Raw genomic sequence first — 19941 nt, 5'->3', positions numbered from 1 at the left:
TTTGCTACACGTAATTGCATCAACGTGCAGACCGGCGTCCAACCCCAACCGCTGCGGAGGCGACCATGAGTACCACCCCGCCCACCGCCACGGAAGTGGAACACGACGCCGACTCGCCCTCGTCCGCACGCAAATACATCGACGCGGTCCTCGAACAGTCGTTTCGCCATCTGTTCGGGCCGACCGCCACGCCGGAGCAACCGCGCCGGCATGACGTCGTCTCGATTGCCAAACTGACGTCCGCCTTGTCCGGCTATCTGCAGCCGGAAGAGATCAAGGACATCAAGGCGGCCTTCCATTTCAGCGACGAAGCCCACCTCGGCCAGTACCGCCAGAGTGGCGAGCCTTACATCACGCATCCTGTCGCCGTCGCGGAAATCTGCGCCGGCTGGAATCTCGACGCCCAATCGATCATGGCGGCGCTGCTGCATGACGTGATGGAAGACCAGGGCGTGACCAAGGCCGAACTCGCCGAGCGTTTCGGCGCCAAGGTCGCGGAACTGGTCGACGGGTTGTCGAAACTGGACAAGATGGAGTTTCGCAATCGCGAGGAAGCGCAGGCGGAAAACTTCCGCAAGATGCTGCTCGCGATGGCGCGCGACGTCCGCGTGATTCTGGTGAAGCTCGCCGACCGGCTGCACAACATGCGCACCCTGGGTGCGGTGCCGCACGAGAAACGCCGCCGGGTTGCGCGAGAAACGCTGGACATCTACGCGCCGATCGCTCATCGGCTCGGTCTGAACAATACTTATCGCGAGCTGCAGGACCTGAGCTTCGCGAACTTCAACCCGCACCGGTACGCCACGCTCGAAAAAGCCGTCAAGGCGGCGCGCGGCAACCGGCGCGAAGTGGTGGGCAAGATTCTGGAGTCGGTGCAGCGCGCGATTGCCGACGCGAAGATCGACGCCGAAGTCACCGGCCGTGAGAAAACCATCTTCAGTATCTACAAGAAGATGCGCGACAAGCAGTTGTCGTTCTCCCAGGTGCTCGACGTGTACGGCTTCCGCGTGGTGGTCGAGAGCGCGTTGGAGTGCTACACCTGCATCGGCGCGCTGCATGCGCTGTACAAGCCCGTGCCGGGCAAGTTCAAGGATTACATCGCGATCCCGAAGGTGAACGGCTATCAGTCGTTGCACACCACGCTGGTCGGCCCGTTCGGCGCACCGATCGAGTTTCAGGTGCGCACGCGCAAGATGCACGAGATCGCCGAAGCCGGCGTGGCCGCGCACTGGCTGTACAAGAACGGCAGCGCCGACCTGAACGACGTGCAGAAGCGCGCGCACCAGTGGCTCAAGTCGCTACTCGATATTCAGAGCGAAGCCGGCGACTCGAGCGAATTCCTCGAACACGTGAAGATCGATCTGTTCCCGGATGCGGTCTACGTGTTTACGCCGAAGTCGAAGATTATGGCGTTGCCGCGCGGCGCCACCGCGCTCGACTTCGCGTATTCGATCCACAGCGACCTGGGCAACCAGTGCGTCGCGGTGAAGATCAACAATGAACTGCTACCGCTTCGCACCGAGTTGAAGAGCGGCGACATCGTCGAAGTGATTACGGCGCCGTATTCGAAGCCGAATCCGGCGTGGCTTGGGTTCGTGCGCAGCGGCAAGGCGCGCTCGGCGATCCGTCATTATCTGAAGACTATGCGTTTGAACGAGTCCGTGCAGCTCGGCGAGCGGCTGGTCGATCAGTCGTTGAAGGGCTACGGACTGGCGTTGTCGGACGTTACACCGGAAGCGTGGGAAAAGCTCGTGCAGTGGACGGGCAACAAGAACCGTCAGGAAATTTTCGCGGACATCGGCCTCGGCCGGCGTGTCGCGGCCGTCATGGCCAAGCGCATCGAGGTGCTGATGAGCGGCCGCGACGCCGACGACGACGGCTCGCGCTCCAACTCCGATCTGCCGCATGCGCCGCCGGTGGTTATCACGGGCACCGAGGGCATGTCGGTGCAACTGTCCGCCTGCTGCCGTCCGATTCCCGGCGACGACATCATGGGCTATATCGGCATCGGCCTCGGCATGGCCATCCACACGACGGATTGCCGCGTCGCGCAGCGTATCCATAAGCGCGATCCGGGTCGCTGGATCGACGTGGCATGGGCGCCGCAGCCGGGGCGTCTGTTCGACGTCGCCGTCAAGGTGCTGGTCCAGAACACCAAGGGCGTGTTTGCCCGCGTGGCAGCCGACATTACATCGGCGGACGCGAACATCGTGCACATCGCGATGGACGAAGACCTGTCGCAGGAGTCCACGGTGCTGCGCTTCGTGATTCAGGTGAGCGATCGCGTCCATCTTGCCAATGTGATGCGTCGCGTGCGTACCAATCCGGACGTCATGCGCATTTCGCGCGAGCGACCGAGCGAGGAAGGTCATCACCGTCACGACGGCGGGATGCGGATTGATCGCGAGCGGGCGGATTACTGATTTTGTTCCGCGCACCGCGCGCCATGTGCGGTGTGCTTGAGATGGGGCCGAAGGCGTGCGCGAGCGCGCCTTTTGTTTTTTGCACTTAGCTTGTCTCAAGCGCCTTCCGCGTCAATCTGAACGCCCGGGCCGCCTGCGAGTCTCACGTGTTCTTCAGGGAGAACGCTCATGAACGTAGCTGACCTCACCGGCCTTGCGCTCGACTATTGGGTCGCGCGCAGCCTGCACGACTTCGTGCGCGAAATCCACTTTACCGACGGCGGCGAAACCGTTTCGATTCTCGGCAATGATCGCGGACGTCCGTGGGACGGCCGGTTCACGCCGTCCACGTCATGGGAGGCCGCGGCTGCGGTACTGGAGCGCGCGCAACGGCTCGAAGTTCGCGAGCGGACCGATCAGGGCTTGGCGCACTGCGTCGCGGATTTTGAAGGTAGTCACCGGACGGTGGAAGGGCGAGGGGACTCGCTGCGGGAGGCGTTGCTGCGGGCGTTCGTCGAAAGCCGGTATGGCGCGACCGTGGACGATGTGCTGCACGAGGCACAGGTGCTCAGCGGAGAGCGAGCACGGCCGATCGGCGAGGAAACCGCGCAAGGTTCGTATGGTGGCGATATGCCGAACCCGGATGGGCAGATTGGGGATATTCAGTCGGCGCCGCGGTAACTGAAGGGCTGGCGCGCCGTTGCGAGCCCAGCGAACTCATCAGCGCATGGGCTGCCTGCTTGAAGCAACTGAGCAAAGCAAAATCCGTCGAACAAAAACAAAGGGCCTTCCGATCGGAAGGCCCTCTATAGGTGGTGCGGCTGGCAGGATTCGAACCCACGACCCCTTGGTTCGTAGCCAAGTACTCTATCCATCTGAGCTACAGCCGCACGCTAAACGGGTAATGCATTACTTGTGAAACTGGGTAAAACGTAAGGGCCTCCCGGGAGGAAGGCCCTCGAATAAGTGGTGCGGCTGGCAGGATTCGAACCCACGACCCCTTGGTTCGTAGCCAAGTACTCTATCCATCTGAGCTACAGCCGCACGCAGAAACGAGATTATAGCAAAGGTTTTCAAAAAGGGAAGGGTGTAACTGCGATTTGTCTCATGGTCATGATCGTGTACCCTTGATAGGCAGTCGTTTGCTGCAGTCAACGGATGATCATGAACAAGGCCTTTGTTAAAGAGTCGAGTGAAGAGAATGACGACGACCTCGACGTCGCCCAGCCGGATGTCCCTGCGGGGACCAAAAATTACCTCACGCCTGCCGGCTACCGGCGCATGCGTGACGAACTGCTGAATCTGATCGACGTCGTGCGGCCCGAAGTGGTCAAGCTGGTGTCGTGGGCGGCGTCGAACGGCGATCGCTCGGAAAATGGCGATTACATCTACGGCAAGCGTCGGTTGCGTGAGATCGACCGGCGCATCCGCTTTCTGACCAAGCGCCTCGACCTCGCGGAAGTGGTCGACAGCAGTAAGCAGGAGAACATCGATCAGGTGTTCTTCGGCGCGACCGTCGAGTACGCGACCGAAGACGGCGAGGATCACGTCGTGACCATTGTCGGCGTCGACGAGGTCGATCTGGATATCGGCTACGTGAGCTGGATCTCGCCGGTTGCGCGCGCGCTGATCAAGGCAAAAATCGGCGATACGGTGACCTTGTACACGCCTGCCGGCCCGCAGCCGATCGACATACTCAACGTCACGTATCCACCGCCGGACACGGGCGGCTAGGGCGCTGAGCCGCCACGTTGTCGCACAAGAGATCCCGGGCGAGGCGATCGTGACATCGTGACGTTGACCCGGCGCGCCTGCGGCTCGACGACATAAAAAAAGGCGCCGCGAACGGCGCCTTCGATACGACGAGACCTGCCTGCCGCTTTAGAAGCGGTGACGCAGACCCGCAGTGACAGCCACTTGCTTGTTGTTGCCCGAAGCCGCCAGACCGTTGATGTCGGCGTCGACGATCGCGCCGTCGTTGACTTGCTGGTATTCGCCTTGCAGGTACACGTCGGTACGCTTGGACAGCGCGTACGCGGTTTGCAGGTTGAACTGGTTCCAGTGCGGACGCGTACCGGCCAGGCTTGCCTTGGTGTACGTGTAGGAACCGGCGATGCTCACTGCCGGCGTCAGAGCATAACGGGCGTTCGCTTCAAAGTTCTGGAAGTGAGCGCTGTCGCCGCCGAAGCCGCCGATACCAGCCGATTGACCCGACGCACCTGCGCCGATGCCAGCCAGACCCGACAGGTTGGTTTGCGAGTACACCAGGCCGACCGTTGCCGGGCCGAACGCGTAGTTCGCACCCGCGCCCCACGTTTGCTGGCGGCCAGCAAAGAACGTGTTGTCGCTCGACACCGCGCCGCCCGAGTTGAACGCAGCCGCTGCGCCGGTCGCGCCGTTGCTGTTCAGTTGCAGGTAAGCGGCAGCGACGTTCAGGCCGCCCCAGTTGTACGACGCGCCGGCGCTATACGCGCGGTTGTTCGCGAAGCCGTCAGCCTGGTTCGAGAAACCGTACAACGCGCCGAACTTGAAGCCGCCGTAGTTCACGCTCTGATACTTGACCGAGTTGTTCACACGGAACGAGTTGTTCAGGTTGTCGTTGTCGAACGGGTGCGCGAACTGCGTGCCGCCGTATTGCGTACCGGTCAGTGCCAGCGGGCCGACGTAGTCGACCATGCTGTCGTATTGACGGCCGAGCGTGACAGCGCCGAACTGGTCGCTTGCGAGACCGACGAACGCTTGCCGGCCGAATTCGCGACCGCCTTGCTTCAGCGTGCCGTCATTGATGCCGAAGCCGTTTTCCAACGTGAAGATGGCCTTGAGACCGCCACCCAGATCTTCAGCGCCGCGCAGGCCCCAACGGCTGCCGTTCACCGAACCGCTGGTTTCCTGCCAGTTGCTATGGCCGTGCTGGTTGTTCGTATAAGTAATGCCGGCGTCGATCAAGCCGTACAGCGTGACGCTGCTTTGAGCTTGCGCAGCCGTTGCAAAAACGCCCGTGAGGGCAGCGACCATGAGTGTCTTCTTCATCATTTTGTAACTCCGAGAGCGAGAGTGGGCATTGAACCCAGGCTTTAGGGAGACCTTCACGCGGCCGCTGCGAGAGGCGTGATCCGTGTGAGATGCGCGCGATAAAAAACGCGCTGGTTTCCGGTTACGCAAAGTGTAGAGAGACGGCTTGCGACATGGACATTCCGAATTGCGCAATAAAGTATTACGCAATTGGAAACGATGTGTGAATGCCGCGCGAGCCTTATAGATAAAGGCTGTCGGCGCTATTCGCGGAATGGGGAAAGCGGTTCGAAGCGATTGTCGTTGCTCATTTGCGACAGTAACCGATGCAAAAAAACAACGAGATAATTCGTAAAAAAGGATTGTTGTTGAGAATGAAATAGATGATTGTTGATTGTGTAAATAATCGGCGTCTTCTCAACCGCTATACTGAAACCTCTGCTTTTCGAAGCAGACTTTTTCGTTGACGAAAAAGATCTCCAAACCTTTGTCGGCGCGACTTCCCAGTCGCGCTTTTTTTTCGCCTGTCGGCGTGCGGATGCGTGCGCCGGTTAGTGTGCGGGCGCTGCGCCGTCAGTCAGATCCCATTCGGCGCTGACCGGCACGCTCCAGTCTTCCATCACATAGCGGCGCGCGCCCATGGGCGACGACAACAGGTTCTGCCAGTGATCGCCGTGCCAGGCGGGAGACACAGTATCGAACTGAAAGGCGGAGGAGCCTGTCATTTCCGCGTGAGCTTCGGACTGACCGTCCGTTGCCTTGACGTGCGACTGCGTGAGCCACGTGACCAACCGGCGGATTTCATTGAACAACATGGCACTCTCCTGATCTGCATCACAACATTTACTATTTTCAATGATGCTGATGCGAGTGCGGCGCAACAACTCGGAAAAACACTTACTAAAAATATCATTTGTTACATAAGTGGGCGTCGTGCAGAACTTTTTCCCGCTATTTCGCATGTCGCGCCGTTAAGTCAGTAATAATGACGTGAAAATTATTCAGTATTTACTGAGATATGCGATAAACATTGCCGATTGAGTTTGCGTTACGCATAGCGTGTTGCAAGCTAAACGAATATTAAAAATTTGCTTGACGACGATTCTTCGTCCCCCGTATAACGGCAAAGCTGAATTCACTAACCGATCTGATTTCAGATGGGTTGTCAGAAATAATCCATGGCGGATAATTTGACAGTGATATTCAGCGTGAGGGCATTGCCCGATTTTTATAAATCCTCGAGGGAAACTGGAACATGGAAACTGGTATCGTCAAATGGTTCAACGATGCTAAGGGCTTTGGCTTCATCACATCGGATTCGGGTGGCGAAGATCTGTTCGCGCACTTCTCGGAGATTCGCGCGGACGGCTTCAAGTCGCTGAAGGAAAACCAGCGCGTCTCGTTCGAAGTCAAGGCCGGCCCGAAGGGCAAGCAGGCTGCGAATATCCAGCCGCTGTAAGAAGCCGCGCACGGCCGTATCGCGCAGTGGATCGCCAAGGAGCCCTCGCACGAAAGCGAGGGCTTTTTTAATGCCTGTTTCGTTATCTCGACGTTATCGCAGCGCTGGATCGAATTAACTATCCGGTTCGAATGGCCGTTTCTGATCGAAAAAATCAAATGCACAACGTTTTTCAGATCGTTGCAACGTTTATCCGAAAAATATAATCGTGATGGATTTTATCGGTCGCGCGAAGGGCCGGGAAATGTGGCGCGCCGCGCTGCCGTTCAACCCAGATCGTTCGATGCAATCCGGGTACAGGCCAGCCAACTGGTGCATACTTGCCGCAAAGTCACGCGTCCAAAGTATCCCTTTCCATGTCTGAACAGTTTTTGTCGGAGCCGGCCCTGGATGGCCCGATCGTTTTCGTCGACCTCGAAACCACCGGCGGCTCGACCAGCGAGCATCGCATTACCGAAGTCGGCGTGGTTGAAATCGGACCCGCCGGCGTGTCGCGCTGGAGCAGTCTCGTCGACCCTCAGCAGCCGATCCCGTCCTTCATCCAGCAGCTCACCGGTATCACCAATGCGATGGTGCGCGGCGCGCCGACCTTCGACGTGATCGCGCCGGCATTGTTCGAGCGTCTGAACGGCAAACTTTTCGTCGCTCATAACGCGAGTTTCGATCGCGGCTTTTTGCGCGGTGAGTTTCGCCGCGCCGGGCTGGCGTTCGATCCGGACGTGCTGTGCACGGTGCGTCTGTCGCGCGCGTTGTTTCCGGCGGAAAAGCGTCACGGGCTGGATGCATTGGTCGAACGTCACGCGCTGGTGCCGTCAGATCGTCACCGCGCCCTCGCCGACGCCGATCTGATCTGGCAGTTCTGGCAGCGCCTGCATGGCCTTGTGCCGCTAGACGTATTGCGGACCCAGATCGAGCGCACCACGCGGCGCTACCGGCTCGCCGGCGACATCACCGAGGACCTGCTGGACAGCGCGCCGGCCGGATGCGGCGTCTACGCGTTTTATGGGGAAGAGGATTTGCCGCTGTACGTCGGACGAAGCGTGCGGGTGCGTCAGCGTTTGCGCTCGCATTTGACCGGCGAAAAGCGGTCGTCGAAAGATGTTCGACTTGCGCAGCAGGTGCGGCGCGTCGAATGGCGCGCGACCGGTGGCGAACTGGGCGCGATGCTGGCGGAAGCGCAGTGGATCGCGACCTTGCGTCCCGGTCACAACCGGGTGCCGCGAGTCACGAAAAGCGATCCGGCGGACGCCCCCTGGCCGTTTCAAGGCCCGATTGTTTTCGAGGAGCGCGAGGAAGGATCGCAGGCGCGCGCGTTTCATGTGGTTGATCGCTGGCGCTATGTGGGCCATGCGCCATCGCTCGCGCAGGCGGCGGATTTGCACGCGTCGAGCGTCGCGGGGCCGTTCGAACTGTCGACCTACCGCATCCTGCAAAGTCACCTCGCGCGCGGTTTGCGCGTGATGCCGTTGAGCGTGACGAGCGGCGCATCCGCGCCGAGTCTCGCTTAAACCATTCAGCCGGTTGAGCCTGGCGGCGTTCTATCACGCCGCGTAGCCTCAACCCGTCGCGCCTACACCGCCCGTCTCGCACACATGACCCAGCGCGCGAGTCAGCGCGCCCGAGCGGGCCGAGTCGTAGCGTGTCAGCGACTTCCAATTAGCCAGCGCTTGCGCGACGCGCGACGGACAATCCGGCGCCGAGCGCAGCGGCTGCACGCGCGCGAGGCCGGCCACCAGCGATTGCGTCAGCCGATCCAACTGCGGCCGCGTCGTGGTGGCGAGGTCCGGCGCCGGTCCTTGCGGTGGTTGCGTGGCGCGCCAGTCGGCAAACAGCGCGTTCTGCACGTCCTTGCTCGCGTCGATCTGATCCTGGAAGAACGCATGAGCGAACGCGGGGTCGACATTGGCGGCCGCCGCGCGTTTCTCCACGTCGGCGAGCAGTGCGTTTTCGCGCGGCGTATCGGTGATGGCCTGATGATTCGCCCACTTCCAGCGCGCGACCGGCTCCGCCAGCGCAAGGCGCTGCGAAGCCAGCGCGATCAGATTGGTGAGCGCTGTGTCGTCGCCATCCGCCACAGCGGGAGCGGACGTGAAAGCAAGCGCGGCGAACAACGTCAGCGCACAGAACGCGCCAATGCGAAACGAACGATTCATGGAGAAGGCGATGGCCGGACGGCCGTGGAAGAAAAACCAGAAGAATAGACGATGCCCGGCGCTGCGGGCGTATTCATCGGCGAAAAGCGGCGCGTGAGACAGAACCCGTAGCGCGTATTAAACCTTGAGGGCGAGCGTAACCGGACGCTGGGCGTCGCGCCCGGGCGTCGAATTCAGACGGTTTTAACCCGCGTCACCCGCAGAGCGTAAAACTCATCGCGAGGGGCGTGCGAATCCGCGCCGCGCGCCGAATGCGCGGACGCCGATGCTGCATCGCGCCACCGACTGATTACTTCGAGTCGCACGACTTTCGTTGTTCGTCGAAAAAGGCGCGAACGTGCTCCGGCAGTTCTGCACCCAGAAACTCGACGCCAGCGGGTTCCGGATCCGGGCTGAAAACTTTGTCCGGGGTCGGAATCTTCGGTGGTTTGGCATCCATGATCTTTCTCCTTTACAAACCGATTATCTGCCTCGGTCCCCGTTTTGCACCAGCAGCTGATGCAGCTCACCTGTTCTTTGTTGCTTTATCGGCACAGCTCAACATTTGAACAGAGTGTTTGAATAAAATTTATCGGTTGCCTTGCGGATGTCCGGTTTTACCCGCGCCCGTTCAAACCAGTCCGATACTCCCCTCCATTTCCCTGTCAGCCCTGTCGCACGGGCATTTCGCCGCAGTGCTTCTCATGCTTCGCGCGTCACGCGTTCAACGCAGTTGATATGAACAAACCGCGGTGATTTTTGTGCGCTGCCGCATTGGCAGGCTTTTCTCGTTAAGAGGCCGAACGTTCGTTAATTACCGGTTCGTTGGTCTGCTCATTCAGCCGCCTAATCTTTTCGTAAACGATTGATTCTCCGATTTCGTTGACGCCCAACAGGCGTTTTTAAGTTTTTTTTGCAAAAATTAAAAAAGCGTCACGCCGCCAGCAGTGGCCGCAGATAAACGGCCGTGCGGCTATCCTTCGCGCGCGCGATTTCAGACGGCGTGCCGCTCGCGACGATCGTGCCGCCGGCGTCGCCCGCGCCGGGCCCGACGTCGATCACCCAATCGCTTTGCGCGGCCACCCGCATATCGTGTTCGACGACCACGACGGTGTTACCGGCGTCGACGAGTCCCTGCAACTGAATCATCAGCCGATCGACGTCGGCGGGATGCAGGCCGGTGGTCGGCTCGTCGAGGATGTACAGCGTGTCGCCGCGCTGCGTGCGTTGCAGTTCGGTGGCGAGTTTGATGCGCTGGGCTTCGCCGCCTGACAGTTCGGTGGCGGGTTGTCCGAGCCGCAAATAGCCGAGTCCGATGTCGCGCAGCACACTTAACGCGCGCATCACGCCGGGTTCGTCGGCAAAGAAGGTGCAGGCGGCGTCGACGGTCAGGTCCAGCACCTCGGCGATGTTTTTGTCGTGCCAGGTCACTTCCAGTGTCGGCGGGTTGTAGCGCGTGCCGTGGCAGGTCGAGCAGGGCGCGTAGACGCTCGGCAGAAACAGCAACTCGACGCTGACGAAGCCTTCGCCTTCGCAGGTCGGGCAACGGCCCTGGGCGACGTTGAACGAGAAGCGGCCCGCGTTGTAGCGGCGTTTGCGCGCTAACGGCGTGTCGGCGAACAGCTTGCGCACGTGGTCGAACAGACCCGTATAAGTGGCGAGGTTCGAGCGCGGCGTGCGGCCGATCGGTTTCTGATCGACGCGCACCAGCCGCCGCAACGCGTCCATGCCGGCGGCGATATGGCCGCCGGTCGGTAGCGTGGCATCGGCGAGCAAGGGGTCGAGTTCGTCGTCGTCCGCGCTTTCGATGATTCGCCCGAGATGACTCGCGACGAGTTCGGGCAGCGCCTGACTCACCAGGCTCGATTTGCCGGAACCCGATACGCCCGTGACGGCCGTCAGGCAGCCAAGCGGAAACGCGACGTTCAGGCCACGGAGATTGTTGCGCGTGATGCCGGCGAGCTTCAGCCAGCCCGCGGTCTCGCGTGGCGTGCGAGCGACGGGCGAGGGCGGCGCGAACAGATGCCGGCGCGTCTGCGAGGCCTCGATCTTCTCGAGCCCGGCGGGCGGTCCGCTATAGACCACATGGCCGCCGGCTTCACCGGCTGCGGGGCCGACGTCGACCAGCCAGTCGGCGCGCCGCATCATCTGCAGATCATGTTCGACGACGAACAGCGAATTGCCCGCCGCCTTCAGCGATTGCAGCGCGGTGAAGAGCGCTTCGCCGTCGGCGGGATGCAGGCCGGCCGAGGGTTCGTCGAGCACATACACCACGCCGAATAGTTGCGACGACAACTGCGTCGCCAGCCGCAAGCGTTGCAGCTCACCGGAGGACAGCGTCGGCGTGCTGCGCTCCAGCGCGAGGTAACCGAGTCCCAGATCGATCAGCGTAGTCAGCCGCTCCAGCAGTTCGGCGGCAATGCGCTGCGCGGCGACGCGTTTTTCTTCGGACAGGTTCGGCGTGCGCCGCACGTCGCGGGAAGTTTTGTGCGCCGAGCCGCCGGCGGCAACTCTTTTGTCGATGGCGTCGCGCATCGCGTTCTCGCTCAGTATGGCGCCTTTGTTTTTTGCCGCGCTCTGAGCCGCGCCGGACTCCGGCCATTCGCCGCGAGCAATCGGCCGAAGCAGCGCCGCCAGCCCCGCCAGCGGCAACTGCGAAAACTCGCCGATATCGAGCCCGGCGAACTTCACCGAGAGCGCTTCCTTTTTGAGCCGCTTGCCATGGCAGGCCGGACACACGCTACCGATCATGTACTGCGACACGCGTTTTTTCATCAGCGCGCTTTGGGTGTTCGCGAAGGTGTGCAGCACGTAGCGGCGCGCGCCCGTGAACGTGCCCTGGTAGCTCGGCTCGTCCTTGCGTTTGAGTGCGGCGCGGGTTTCCTTCGGCGTGAGACCGGCGTAGACGGGCGCCGTCGGTTGCTCGTCGGTGAACAGAATCCAGTCGCGGTCCTGCTTCGGCAGATCGCGCCAGGGCGTGTCGACGTCGTAGCCGAGCGTCACCAGAATGTCGCGCAGATTCTGTCCGTGCCACGCCGGCGGCCACGCGGCGATCGCGCGCTCGCGGATGGTCAGCGAGTCGTCCGGCACCATCGACTTCTCGGTGACCTCGTACACGCGCCCGAGTCCGTGGCAGGTTGGGCAGGCGCCTTGCAACGTGTTCGGCGAGAAGTCTTCGGCGAACAGCATCGGCTGCTTCGCCGGATAGTCGCCGGTGCGCGAGTACAGCATGCGCACGAGGCTCGACAAGGTGGTCACGCTGCCCACCGACGAACGCGCGCTCGGCGTGCCGCGCTGTTGCTGCAACGCGACCGCGGGCGGCAGCCCTTCGATCGCGTCCACTTCGGGTACGCCGACCTGGTCGATCAGCCGCCGCGCATACGGGGCGACCGATTCGAAGTAACGCCGCTGCGCCTCGGCGTACAACGTGCCGAAGGCGAGCGACGATTTGCCCGAGCCCGATACGCCGGTGAACACGACGAGCGCATCGCGCGGAATGTCGACGTCGATGTTCTTCAGGTTGTGTTCGCGTGCACCGCGCACCCGGACGAAGCCGGTGAACGCGGGAGTATTGGAGCGTGTCGCTGTCGAGCGGGGCGGTTTGCGGATGGCGTCCATGGGGATGAATAGCGGGTTGGGGCGGCAGCCCGGTTACGGGCGTTGAACGCGGAAGTGGCCGCACGGACCGTGCCCGGCGATGAGTGGATTCCGTCTGAGTTATCACGGCACGGCAACGTTGCCGGCGCCGCGACGACTGACAGCGTAGCCGATACCCGCCGGAAAGCAGAAATTCGCGCTGCCGTTCCGGGCGGCGGCGCGGTCATGTTTTTGCGCCAGATTCGCGTCACCGGATGACAACCCGGCGCATGGGCGGGCGCGCCGCCTATCATGGATCGAATGAATCGAATGGATAGCGCTCTCGCGTGCGGTCGCGAACGGACGCGGTCAGGCGAGCGCGGAAGATGGCTGCTTTACCTCACAAGGAGTCCGCCATGGAAAACGCTGTGTACTGGAAGGGACGTCAGGTCGGCATCGAGTGCGCGGGCCGGATTTTGTGGTTCACGTCGGCGCCGCGCGAGGCGGTGCTCGCGTACGGGCCCCAGCGGAGCGAACCGGTCAGTGTCGAGCAGTCGATGCTGGCTCGCAATCTCGTCACCACCGCGTCCTATAGATAGCGAGCGGCACGCGACGGTCTGGCGTCTTTGGAGCGATCGATCCTGTCGGTCGATGCCGGGATTCGCATGCTCGGCAGCGCGGCGCTGCCGATCCGCTTTCGCCAGGCGAGCGCAAAAAAACGGCGAGCGGCGATGGCGCTCACCGTTGTCGTCATCTCCGGCGCCTGGCGCGCCGGAGATGTTCACCAGCGGGCGAAAGCGAAATTCACCAATCAGGACGGCAGATAGTTGATGAAGTAAAGCTGGCCCTTGCTCTGACCGCACTGGAACAACGCCACGTTGCCGGCATTGATGACGCCGGACATTTGGCCGCTCAAGTCGCCGCTTGCCGTGCCGACCTGCTGCTGCCCTTTCCAGAAGCTCGTCGACGCCGTGTTCTGCGACAGCAGCACGACTTGCCCCGGATTGGTCTGCGACTGGTAAATCAATTGCGGCGTGCCGGAGTTGCTGAGCATCAGCGGTGCGGAGGTGGTGATCGGCGAGTCGGCCAGCGTGAGGTTCACCCAGGTTCCGTTGGAATACGAACCGCTCGAATACATCAACGGGTTTGCCGATACACCGGATTGGCTGTTGAAGCCGGAGAACACCGAGTACGACGTGCCGGGATTGAACGCGGCCGCCGTGCCGAGCGTGAATTGCGGCGTGACGCTCGGGAGCGTACCGACCAGAGCCGGCGAACTCCAGCCGTCGCGGCCACCGCCCTGATATTGGGTCATCTGATAGATCTGGTTATTCGTGCCGATGGCGACCGCCTGCAGCGCGCCGGTATTCGTGTTCAGGAAAACCTGGAACGAGGCGCCGACGAGGAAGGTGCTGCCGAGTACCGACCAGTTGCTCCAGGTCGGGTTCGTTCCCACACTCGTCTGATAGGTGTGCCACATGTTGCCGTGGCTGTCGAGCATGAATGCCTCGAGCCGGTTGTTGCTGTTGACGGTCATCACCGGCGCGCCAGACCAGCTGACGCCCGACGGCGTGCCGCCCGCGAAATTGCTGAAGCCGGTTTGCGTGCCCTGGAACGGATTGACGTAGTTGATTTCGACCACGTTGCCTTGCATGAGCCCGAGCACGCCGAGCGTTCCGTTCGGCGAAATCGCCGACGCCGGGCTGTTCGTCAGTTGGCCGCCGAGTTGCATCCAGCTACCGGTTGTCGGCGACGTCACGGTACACATGCCCAACGTGTTGTCCGTATTTCGCGTGAAGGCATAGAGGCTTCCGCCGTAGTAGACGGGCGCCGCGATGCCGCGAAACGCGCCGCCTAGAGACGTCCAGGTCGAACTGGCTGCCGGAACCATAGCTTCGAGGTTTTTTGTGTGAAGTTCGCCGACGGTGGTCATGGGATTCGATCCTTAAGTTGGTCAGGAGAACGGTGTGGCCCGAGACGTTTGCGCATGGACGCCGGTCGGAATACCGGCGGCCGGCGCGTGCTGCTGCTCCATCGACGTAGCGAGGATCAGCGGCTGCCAGCAAGCAACACTGTGTGGATCGCCCTTATTGGTTTAATGAAAGGGCGCCGGACCAGCTAGAGCGAGACGCGTGCCAGGCGGCCGAAGACCCATGGGCCAACGGCGCGACGAAAAAAGCGGTGAATGAATGGGCGTTCCCGTCCGATGCTTCGGCGGGTAATGGACGAGATCGTCCATTGATCGATGGCGCTTGAGCGAGTGTTGAAACGCGTGCTGAAACAAGCGCCGAAAAGCAAAAAGCCCAGTCACGAGGACTGGGCTTTTTGCTTGAATCTTGATGGTGCCGGAAAGAGGAATCGAACCCCCGACCTTCGCATTACGAATGCGCTGCTCTACCGTCTGAGCTATTCCGGCATCAGGAGAAACGAGATTATAGGGACTTTTTTACGGGCTTGGCAAGCCCCTGCGCTCATTTTTTTGCTTCGAGATGGTAGCGCGTGACCCGGTCGACCTCGTTCTTCGAGCCGAGGAACACTGCCACGCGCTCGTGCAGGCTCTTCGGCTGGATGTCCAGAATGCGCTTTTCGCCGTTTGTCGCAGCGCCGCCGGCCTGTTCGACGATAAACGCCATCGGATTCGCTTCGTACATGAGGCGCAGCTTGCCCGGCTTGTCCGGCGTGCGCTTGTCGGCCGGATACATGAAGATGCCGCCGCGATTCAGGATACGGTGCACGTCCGCCACCATTGACGCGATCCAGCGCATGTTGAAGTCGCTCTGGCGCGGGCCGTCTTTACCGTCTTTCAATTCGCCGATGTACTGCTCGACCGGCGCATACCAGTGGCGTTCGTTCGACGCGTTGATCGCGAATTCACGGGTTTCGACGGGAATGCGCATATCGCTTTGCGTGAGGACCCACGAACCGAGTTCGCGGTCGAGCGTGAAGCAGTTCACGCCGTTGCCGGTGGTCAGCACCAGCACGGTTTGCGGGCCGTAGACCGCATAGCCCGCGGCGACCTGCTGCGTGCCCGGCTGCAGGAACGATTGTTCGGTGGGCTGCTGGCCGTCCGGGCAGCGCAGCACCGAAAAGATCGTGCCGATCGACACGTTGACGTCGATATTCGACGAGCCGTCGAGCGGATCGAACACCAGCAGGTATTCGCCCTTCGGATAGTTGGCCGGGATCGGGAAGAACTGCTCCATTTCCTCGGACGCCATGCCGGCCAGGTTGCCGCCCCATTCGTTCGCCTCGAGCAGAATTTCATTCGACAGGATGTCGAGCTTCTTCTGCACTTCGCCCTGCACGTTTTCGCTGCCCGCGGTGCCGAGCGCATCGCCCAGCGCGCCTTTGCTGACGTGGTAACTGATCGCCTTGCACGCGCGCGCGACGACTTCGATCAAAAGGCGCAGGTCGGCCGGCAGGTTGTTGGTCTCGCGCTGCTGCTCGATCAGGTACTTCGTGAGAGTGGTACGACGTTGCAAAGCCATTGCTGTACTCCGGGAAGGCTTGAGGAATTTCTCGATTTTAACCGTTCGTTGTGTCTGCTCCGTGCTTTTGACGAAGACCGCACTGGCCGACGCCGCAACGCGCCGCGCGCGGCGTGCCGGGAGTCAGGCTGCGCGCTGTGCCCGGCCGTCTTCGGCGCTGCTGCGCAAGCTGGTGGCCAGTGCCGCCGCGCGGGCGTGTTCGGCGGTGATTTTCGGCATTTTCGGCCGGTCCGCCTTGGGCATGGGCTCGATTTCGCGTTCAATCTGCTCGCCGGCGGCCGCGGCGGCGACGCGCAGGTCGTAGGCGATTTGCAGATTGAGCCAGAATTGCGCGCTCGCGCCGAAATAGCGTTCGAGGCGCAACGCGGTGTCGGCCGAGATGGCGCGCTTGCCGCGAACGACGTCGTTGATGCGCGGCGCCGGCACCCGCAGCGCGAGTGCGAGCGCATTGACGGACATGCCGAGCGGTTCGAGGAACTCGCCGCGCAGAATCTCGCCCGGATGGATTTCCGGCATGCTCTCGCCGGTATCGATGTCCGAGAAATCGATGCGGTCCAGATCGGAGCGTTTGATGACCATGGTGGCCTCCCAATAATCAGTGATAGTCGACAATCTCGACATTCAGCGCGTGCTCGCCGACAAAGCCGAAACAGATGCGCCACTGCGCGTTGATACGGCTGCTCCATTGCCCACCGCGCTCGCCTTGCAACGCTTCGAGCCGGTTGCCGGGCGGCGCGCGTAGAGTTTGGATGCAGTGGGCTGCGTCGATCATGAGCAGTTTGCGCCGTGCGAGTGTCTGCATGTGAAGCGGCAGTGATCGCACGAACTCGCCCTGAAAGATTCTCGCCGTAGCCTTGTCGTTGAATGTCGTGATCATGGATGATATAACGCCTCGCGTTAAACGTAAACCGTTAAAAGAGTACGTTTACTTTCACCCTGTCAGCGCTATTCGAACAATCGGCCAGATGGCTAACGTTGAGCACCGCGCGCGTGGCCGCCTCGTCCCACCCAAGACAAATTCAGAACGAAAAAAAGCCGGCAACGCGTGCCGGCTTCTCGCAACAAAACAGCGCTCAGACGAGCATCACCCCAACGCTTTCTCCACGATCTCGCGCACGTCGCGCGATTTCACCTGGGCGGCCACTTTCTCCAGCGCGGCGCGCATGCCGTCGCGCAGCGTCGGCGTGAAGCGGCGCCACAATTCGAGCGAGCGGGCGAGGCGGGCGGCCACCTGCGGATTGATCGCGTCGAGCGCGATCACCTGCTCGGCCCAGAATGCATAACCCGAGCCGTCTTCAGCATGGAACTGCGCCGGGTTGGCGGCGCAGAAGCTGAAAATCAGTGAGCGTGCGCGATTCGGGTTCTTCAGGTTGAACGCGGGGTGCGCCATCAGCTTGCGTACGACGTCGATCACCGGACGCTGCGCGCTGCCGCGCTGTACGGCTTGCAAGGCAAACCACTTGTCGATCACGAGCGGCTCTTTCTCGAAGCGCCGGTAGAAGTCGTCCAGCGCGCGCTGTGCGTCGGCGCCACTGCCGTGCGCCGCTGCCGAACTGAGCAGCACCGATAGCGCCGCCGCGCGGTCGGTCATGTTATTGGCGGCGTCGTATTGCGCGGCCGCGAGACGCACGGCTTCGGCCGGATCGTCCAGTTCGGCGAGATACGAGAGCGCGAGATTCTTCAACGCGCGATGGCCGGACGCCTCCGGCGTGGCTTCGTACGCACCCGGCGTGCGATGTTGCTCGACCACCTTGAGCCAGTCGCTCTTCAGCGCATTGGCGAGACGCTTGCGCACGAACTGGCGCGCCGCGTGCACGGCGGCCGGATTCGACTCCGCCATCTGCTCGGCCAGATACGCCTCGGACGGCAGCATCAACGCCAGTTCGCGGAACGACGGCGAGAGCGTTTCGTCGGTCAGCACGCGCGCGAACGCGGCGACGACCGAGTCGTCGAGCTGCAGCGGCACGCCGGTCGCAGCGCGCGCGGCGAGCGTCAGCAGCTCGCGGGTTGCGAGGCGTTGACCCGCTTCCCAGCGGTTGAACGGATCGCTGTCGTGCGCGAGCAGGAACGCCAGTTGGTCCGCCGAATAGTCGTATTCGACGATCACCGGCGCCGAGAAATTACGCAGCAGCGACGGCAGCGGTTCTTGCGCCACGTTGACGAACGTGAAGGTCTGCTCCGTCTGCGTGAATTCCAGCACGCGCGTGGTGTTATCCGAAGCCTGCGCCTCGCCGTCAAGCTGCAGCGGCAGGTCTGCGCCATCGCGGCCGATCAGGCCGATCGCGAACGGGATCAGCAGCGGTCCCTTTTGCGTCTCGCGCGCGGCCGAGGCCGCCTCGCCGTAGCCTTGCGTGAGCGTCACGCTGTAGCGCTGCTGGGTGGCGTCGTAACGGGTGCGTACCGACACGCGCGGCGTGCCGGCCTGGTTGTACCAGCGTTCGAACTGCGCCAGATCGCGGCCGTTCGCGTCGGCGAGCGCGTGACGGAAGTCGTCGCAGGTCACGGCCTGGCCGTCGTGACGCTTGAAGTAGAGGTCCATGCCTTTGCGGAAGCCGTCGCGGCCGAACAGCGTCTGATACATCCGCACGACTTCCGAGCCTTTCTCGTAGACCGTCATCGTGTAGAAGTTGTTGATCTCGACGTAGCTTTCCGGACGCACCGGATGCGCCATCGGACCCGCGTCTTCGGCGAACTGCATCTGGCGCAGCACGCGCACGTCTTCGATGCGCTTGGTGGCGCGCGCGGCTTCGTCGCTGCTGTTGGTCTGGCCGCCGGCCATGTCGGCCGAGAACTCCTGATCGCGGAACACGGTCAGGCCTTCCTTCAGGCTCAGCTGGAACCAGTCGCGGCAGGTCACGCGATTGCCGGTCCAGTTGTGGAAGTACTCGTGGCCGACCACCGCCTCGATGTTCGCGAAGTCGGTGTCGGTGGCCGTTTCGGGGTTCGCCAGCACGTACTTCGTGTTGAAGATGTTGAGGCCTTTGTTCTCCATCGCGCCCATGTTGAAGTCGCTCACCGCGACGATCATGAAACGGTCGAGATCCAGTTCGAGCCCGAAGCGTTCCTCGTCCCAGCGGATCGAGTTGATCAACGAATCCATCGCGTGACGGGTCTTGTCGAGATCGTGCGGCTCGACCCAGACCTGCAACAGCTTTTCCTTGCCTGAGCCGCTCTTCACGCGTTCTTCGAGCGCCACCAGCTTGCCCGCGACCAGCGCGAACAGATAGCTCGGCTTGCGGAACGGATCTTCCCAACGCGCGAAGTGGCGGCCGTCCGGCAGATCGCCTTCTTCGAGCAGGTTGCCGTTCGACAGCAGTACCGGATAATCGGCCTTGTCGGCGCGCAGCGTGACCGTGTAGGTCGCCATCACGTCGGGTCGGTCGAGGAAGTAGGTGATGCGGCGAAAACCCTCGGCCTCGCACTGCGTGAAGAAGTTGCCGCCCGACACATAGAGGCCCGACAACGTGGTGTTCTCAACCGGATTGCAGACGCTGGTGAGCGTGAGTTCGAAGTCGTCCGGGACATGGTCGAGCAGCAGGCCGTGCTCATGCGCATGCACGTTGGCGAACGGCTTGCCGTCGATCACGGCGCTGACGAATTCGAGTTGCTCGCCCATCAACGCGAGCTGCGTGGCGTGCGACGCGTCCGGATTGCGGCGCACCCGCATGGTGTTCTTCACGACTGTGCGTTCGGGGACGAGATCGAACTCGAGTGCGACGGTGTCGATCAGGAAAGCGGGCGGCGCGTAATCGGCGCGGCGGATCACATTGGGCGTAGCGGTATCGGCCATGGCGTTCTGTAGGATGGGAACTCGAGTCGGCAAGCTCGCTTCTGGCGTGCGAGCCGGGCTTGTCGAGCCATTGTACAAAGCC

The 19941-nt window shown here is 61.9% G+C and carries 17 protein-coding genes and 3 tRNA genes; 7 read left to right on the top strand and 13 right to left on the bottom strand.

From position 1 onward, the window contains the following. Window positions 1–65: 65 nt before the first annotated feature. Both HWY05_RS13515 and HWY05_RS13510 read left to right on the top strand, forming a co-directional pair. Window positions 66–2423: a bifunctional (p)ppGpp synthetase/guanosine-3',5'-bis(diphosphate) 3'-pyrophosphohydrolase gene (locus tag HWY05_RS13515; RefSeq protein ID WP_035547757.1), complete on the top strand. Its 2358-nt coding sequence runs from the start codon at window positions 66–68 to the stop codon at window positions 2421–2423. Window positions 2424–2591: 168 nt separating this feature from the next. Further along, on the top strand, window positions 2592–3083 hold the full coding sequence (locus HWY05_RS13510) for a phage protein NinX family protein (protein ID WP_176058669.1): 492 nt from the start codon (window positions 2592–2594) through the stop codon (window positions 3081–3083). Between the two features lie 132 nt (window positions 3084–3215). Here HWY05_RS13510 and HWY05_RS13505 read toward each other — a convergent pair. Together HWY05_RS13505 and HWY05_RS13500 are read right to left on the bottom strand one after the other, a co-directional pair. After that, window positions 3216–3292: transfer RNA gene (locus tag HWY05_RS13505), tRNA-Arg, on the bottom strand. A gap of 77 nt (window positions 3293–3369) precedes the next feature. Further along, window positions 3370–3446, bottom strand: a tRNA-Arg gene (locus tag HWY05_RS13500). Window positions 3447–3566: 120 nt separating this feature from the next. On the opposite strand from HWY05_RS13500, the gene greB reads away from it, so the two are divergent. After that, entirely contained in the window at window positions 3567–4136 is a 570-nt protein-coding gene (greB, locus tag HWY05_RS13495) for a transcription elongation factor GreB (protein ID WP_035549386.1), read from the top strand. 147 nt (window positions 4137–4283) lie between these two features. On the opposite strand, the gene HWY05_RS13490 is transcribed toward greB, so the two are convergent. After that, window positions 4284–5432, bottom strand: a complete 1149-nt coding sequence (locus HWY05_RS13490) for a porin (RefSeq protein ID WP_035549383.1) — start codon at window positions 5430–5432, stop codon at window positions 4284–4286. Between the two features lie 533 nt (window positions 5433–5965). Then, window positions 5966–6229 carry a hypothetical protein gene (locus HWY05_RS13485; protein ID WP_176058668.1) on the bottom strand — a complete coding sequence of 88 codons (264 nt, stop codon included), beginning with the start codon at window positions 6227–6229 and terminating at the stop codon, window positions 5966–5968. A gap of 440 nt (window positions 6230–6669) precedes the next feature. On the opposite strand from HWY05_RS13485, the gene HWY05_RS13480 reads away from it, so the two are divergent. Together HWY05_RS13480 and HWY05_RS13475 are read left to right on the top strand one after the other, a co-directional pair. Beyond that, window positions 6670–6873, top strand: a complete 204-nt coding sequence (locus tag HWY05_RS13480; RefSeq protein ID WP_035547750.1) for a cold-shock protein — start codon at window positions 6670–6672, stop codon at window positions 6871–6873. Between the two features lie 356 nt (window positions 6874–7229). Further along, complete coding sequence (locus HWY05_RS13475) at window positions 7230–8381, top strand: exonuclease domain-containing protein (protein WP_176058667.1); 1152 nt, start codon at window positions 7230–7232, stop codon at window positions 8379–8381. A 48-nt stretch (window positions 8382–8429) separates the two neighbouring features. Here the strand turns inward: HWY05_RS13475 and HWY05_RS13470 are convergent, their stop codons facing one another. The 3 genes from HWY05_RS13470 to HWY05_RS13460 form a co-directional block, all read right to left on the bottom strand. Then, window positions 8430–9026, bottom strand: a complete 597-nt coding sequence (locus HWY05_RS13470) for a chorismate mutase (RefSeq protein WP_035547745.1) — start codon at window positions 9024–9026, stop codon at window positions 8430–8432. Window positions 9027–9315: 289 nt separating this feature from the next. Further along, a complete protein-coding gene (locus HWY05_RS13465) occupies window positions 9316–9465 on the bottom strand; it encodes a hypothetical protein (RefSeq protein ID WP_028200145.1) in 150 nt (49 codons plus the stop codon). Between the two features lie 473 nt (window positions 9466–9938). Next, on the bottom strand, window positions 9939–12623 hold the full coding sequence (locus tag HWY05_RS13460; RefSeq protein ID WP_176058666.1) for an excinuclease ABC subunit UvrA: 2685 nt from the start codon (window positions 12621–12623) through the stop codon (window positions 9939–9941). A gap of 374 nt (window positions 12624–12997) precedes the next feature. Here HWY05_RS13460 and HWY05_RS13455 point away from each other — a divergent pair, with 374 nt between their 5' ends. Together HWY05_RS13455 and HWY05_RS13450 are read left to right on the top strand one after the other, a co-directional pair. Then, entirely contained in the window at window positions 12998–13180 is a 183-nt protein-coding gene (locus tag HWY05_RS13455; RefSeq protein WP_176058665.1) for a hypothetical protein, read from the top strand. Between the two features lie 27 nt (window positions 13181–13207). After that, window positions 13208–13408, top strand: a complete 201-nt coding sequence (locus HWY05_RS13450; protein ID WP_035547738.1) for a hypothetical protein — start codon at window positions 13208–13210, stop codon at window positions 13406–13408. Here HWY05_RS13450 and HWY05_RS13445 read toward each other — a convergent pair. From HWY05_RS13445 to pepN, 6 genes are all read right to left on the bottom strand, one after another. Continuing rightward, entirely contained in the window at window positions 13393–14514 is a 1122-nt protein-coding gene (locus tag HWY05_RS13445; protein ID WP_035547736.1) for a hypothetical protein, read from the bottom strand. The two genes, HWY05_RS13450 and HWY05_RS13445, sit on opposite strands and share 16 nt — an antisense overlap. 407 nt (window positions 14515–14921) lie before the next feature. Further along, a tRNA-Thr gene (locus HWY05_RS13440) sits at window positions 14922–14997 on the bottom strand. A 55-nt stretch (window positions 14998–15052) separates the two neighbouring features. Beyond that, window positions 15053–16069 carry a class 1 fructose-bisphosphatase gene (locus HWY05_RS13435; RefSeq protein WP_035547733.1) on the bottom strand — a complete coding sequence of 339 codons (1017 nt, stop codon included), beginning with the start codon at window positions 16067–16069 and terminating at the stop codon, window positions 15053–15055. 123 nt (window positions 16070–16192) lie between these two features. Beyond that, window positions 16193–16648 (bottom strand): HigA family addiction module antitoxin, encoded by a 456-nt coding sequence (locus HWY05_RS13430; RefSeq protein ID WP_176058664.1) that lies wholly within the window; start codon window positions 16646–16648, stop codon window positions 16193–16195. Between the two features lie 16 nt (window positions 16649–16664). Further along, window positions 16665–16946, bottom strand: a complete 282-nt coding sequence (locus tag HWY05_RS13425; protein WP_176058663.1) for a type II toxin-antitoxin system RelE/ParE family toxin — start codon at window positions 16944–16946, stop codon at window positions 16665–16667. Window positions 16947–17153: 207 nt separating this feature from the next. Continuing rightward, window positions 17154–19859: an aminopeptidase N gene (pepN, locus tag HWY05_RS13420; protein ID WP_176058662.1), complete on the bottom strand. Its 2706-nt coding sequence runs from the start codon at window positions 19857–19859 to the stop codon at window positions 17154–17156. Window positions 19860–19941: the final 82 nt, after the last annotated feature.

Origin of the sequence: Paraburkholderia sp. BCC1876 (genome assembly GCF_902833695.1) — a bacterium.
Taxonomy (GTDB): domain Bacteria; phylum Pseudomonadota; class Gammaproteobacteria; order Burkholderiales; family Burkholderiaceae; genus Paraburkholderia.
This window is presented reverse-complemented; position numbering and strand designations above follow the sequence as displayed.

Coding starts and splice junctions, on each gene's coding strand:
- HWY05_RS13515 (WP_035547757.1), top strand. CDS start 66: ATGAGTACCACCCCGCCCACCGCCACGGAAGTGGAACACGACGCCGAC.
- HWY05_RS13510 (WP_176058669.1), top strand. CDS start 2,592: ATGAACGTAGCTGACCTCACCGGCCTTGCGCTCGACTATTGGGTCGCG.
- greB (WP_035549386.1), top strand. CDS start 3,567: ATGAACAAGGCCTTTGTTAAAGAGTCGAGTGAAGAGAATGACGACGAC.
- HWY05_RS13490 (WP_035549383.1), bottom strand. CDS start 5,432: ATGAAGAAGACACTCATGGTCGCTGCCCTCACGGGCGTTTTTGCAACG.
- HWY05_RS13485 (WP_176058668.1), bottom strand. CDS start 6,229: ATGTTGTTCAATGAAATCCGCCGGTTGGTCACGTGGCTCACGCAGTCG.
- HWY05_RS13480 (WP_035547750.1), top strand. CDS start 6,670: ATGGAAACTGGTATCGTCAAATGGTTCAACGATGCTAAGGGCTTTGGC.
- HWY05_RS13475 (WP_176058667.1), top strand. CDS start 7,230: ATGTCTGAACAGTTTTTGTCGGAGCCGGCCCTGGATGGCCCGATCGTT.
- HWY05_RS13470 (WP_035547745.1), bottom strand. CDS start 9,026: ATGAATCGTTCGTTTCGCATTGGCGCGTTCTGTGCGCTGACGTTGTTC.
- HWY05_RS13465 (WP_028200145.1), bottom strand. CDS start 9,465: ATGGATGCCAAACCACCGAAGATTCCGACCCCGGACAAAGTTTTCAGC.
- HWY05_RS13460 (WP_176058666.1), bottom strand. CDS start 12,623: ATGGACGCCATCCGCAAACCGCCCCGCTCGACAGCGACACGCTCCAAT.
- HWY05_RS13455 (WP_176058665.1), top strand. CDS start 12,998: ATGGAAAACGCTGTGTACTGGAAGGGACGTCAGGTCGGCATCGAGTGC.
- HWY05_RS13445 (WP_035547736.1), bottom strand. CDS start 14,514: ATGACCACCGTCGGCGAACTTCACACAAAAAACCTCGAAGCTATGGTT.
- HWY05_RS13435 (WP_035547733.1), bottom strand. CDS start 16,069: ATGGCTTTGCAACGTCGTACCACTCTCACGAAGTACCTGATCGAGCAG.
- HWY05_RS13430 (WP_176058664.1), bottom strand. CDS start 16,648: ATGGTCATCAAACGCTCCGATCTGGACCGCATCGATTTCTCGGACATC.
- HWY05_RS13425 (WP_176058663.1), bottom strand. CDS start 16,946: ATGATCACGACATTCAACGACAAGGCTACGGCGAGAATCTTTCAGGGC.
- pepN (WP_176058662.1), bottom strand. CDS start 19,859: ATGGCCGATACCGCTACGCCCAATGTGATCCGCCGCGCCGATTACGCG.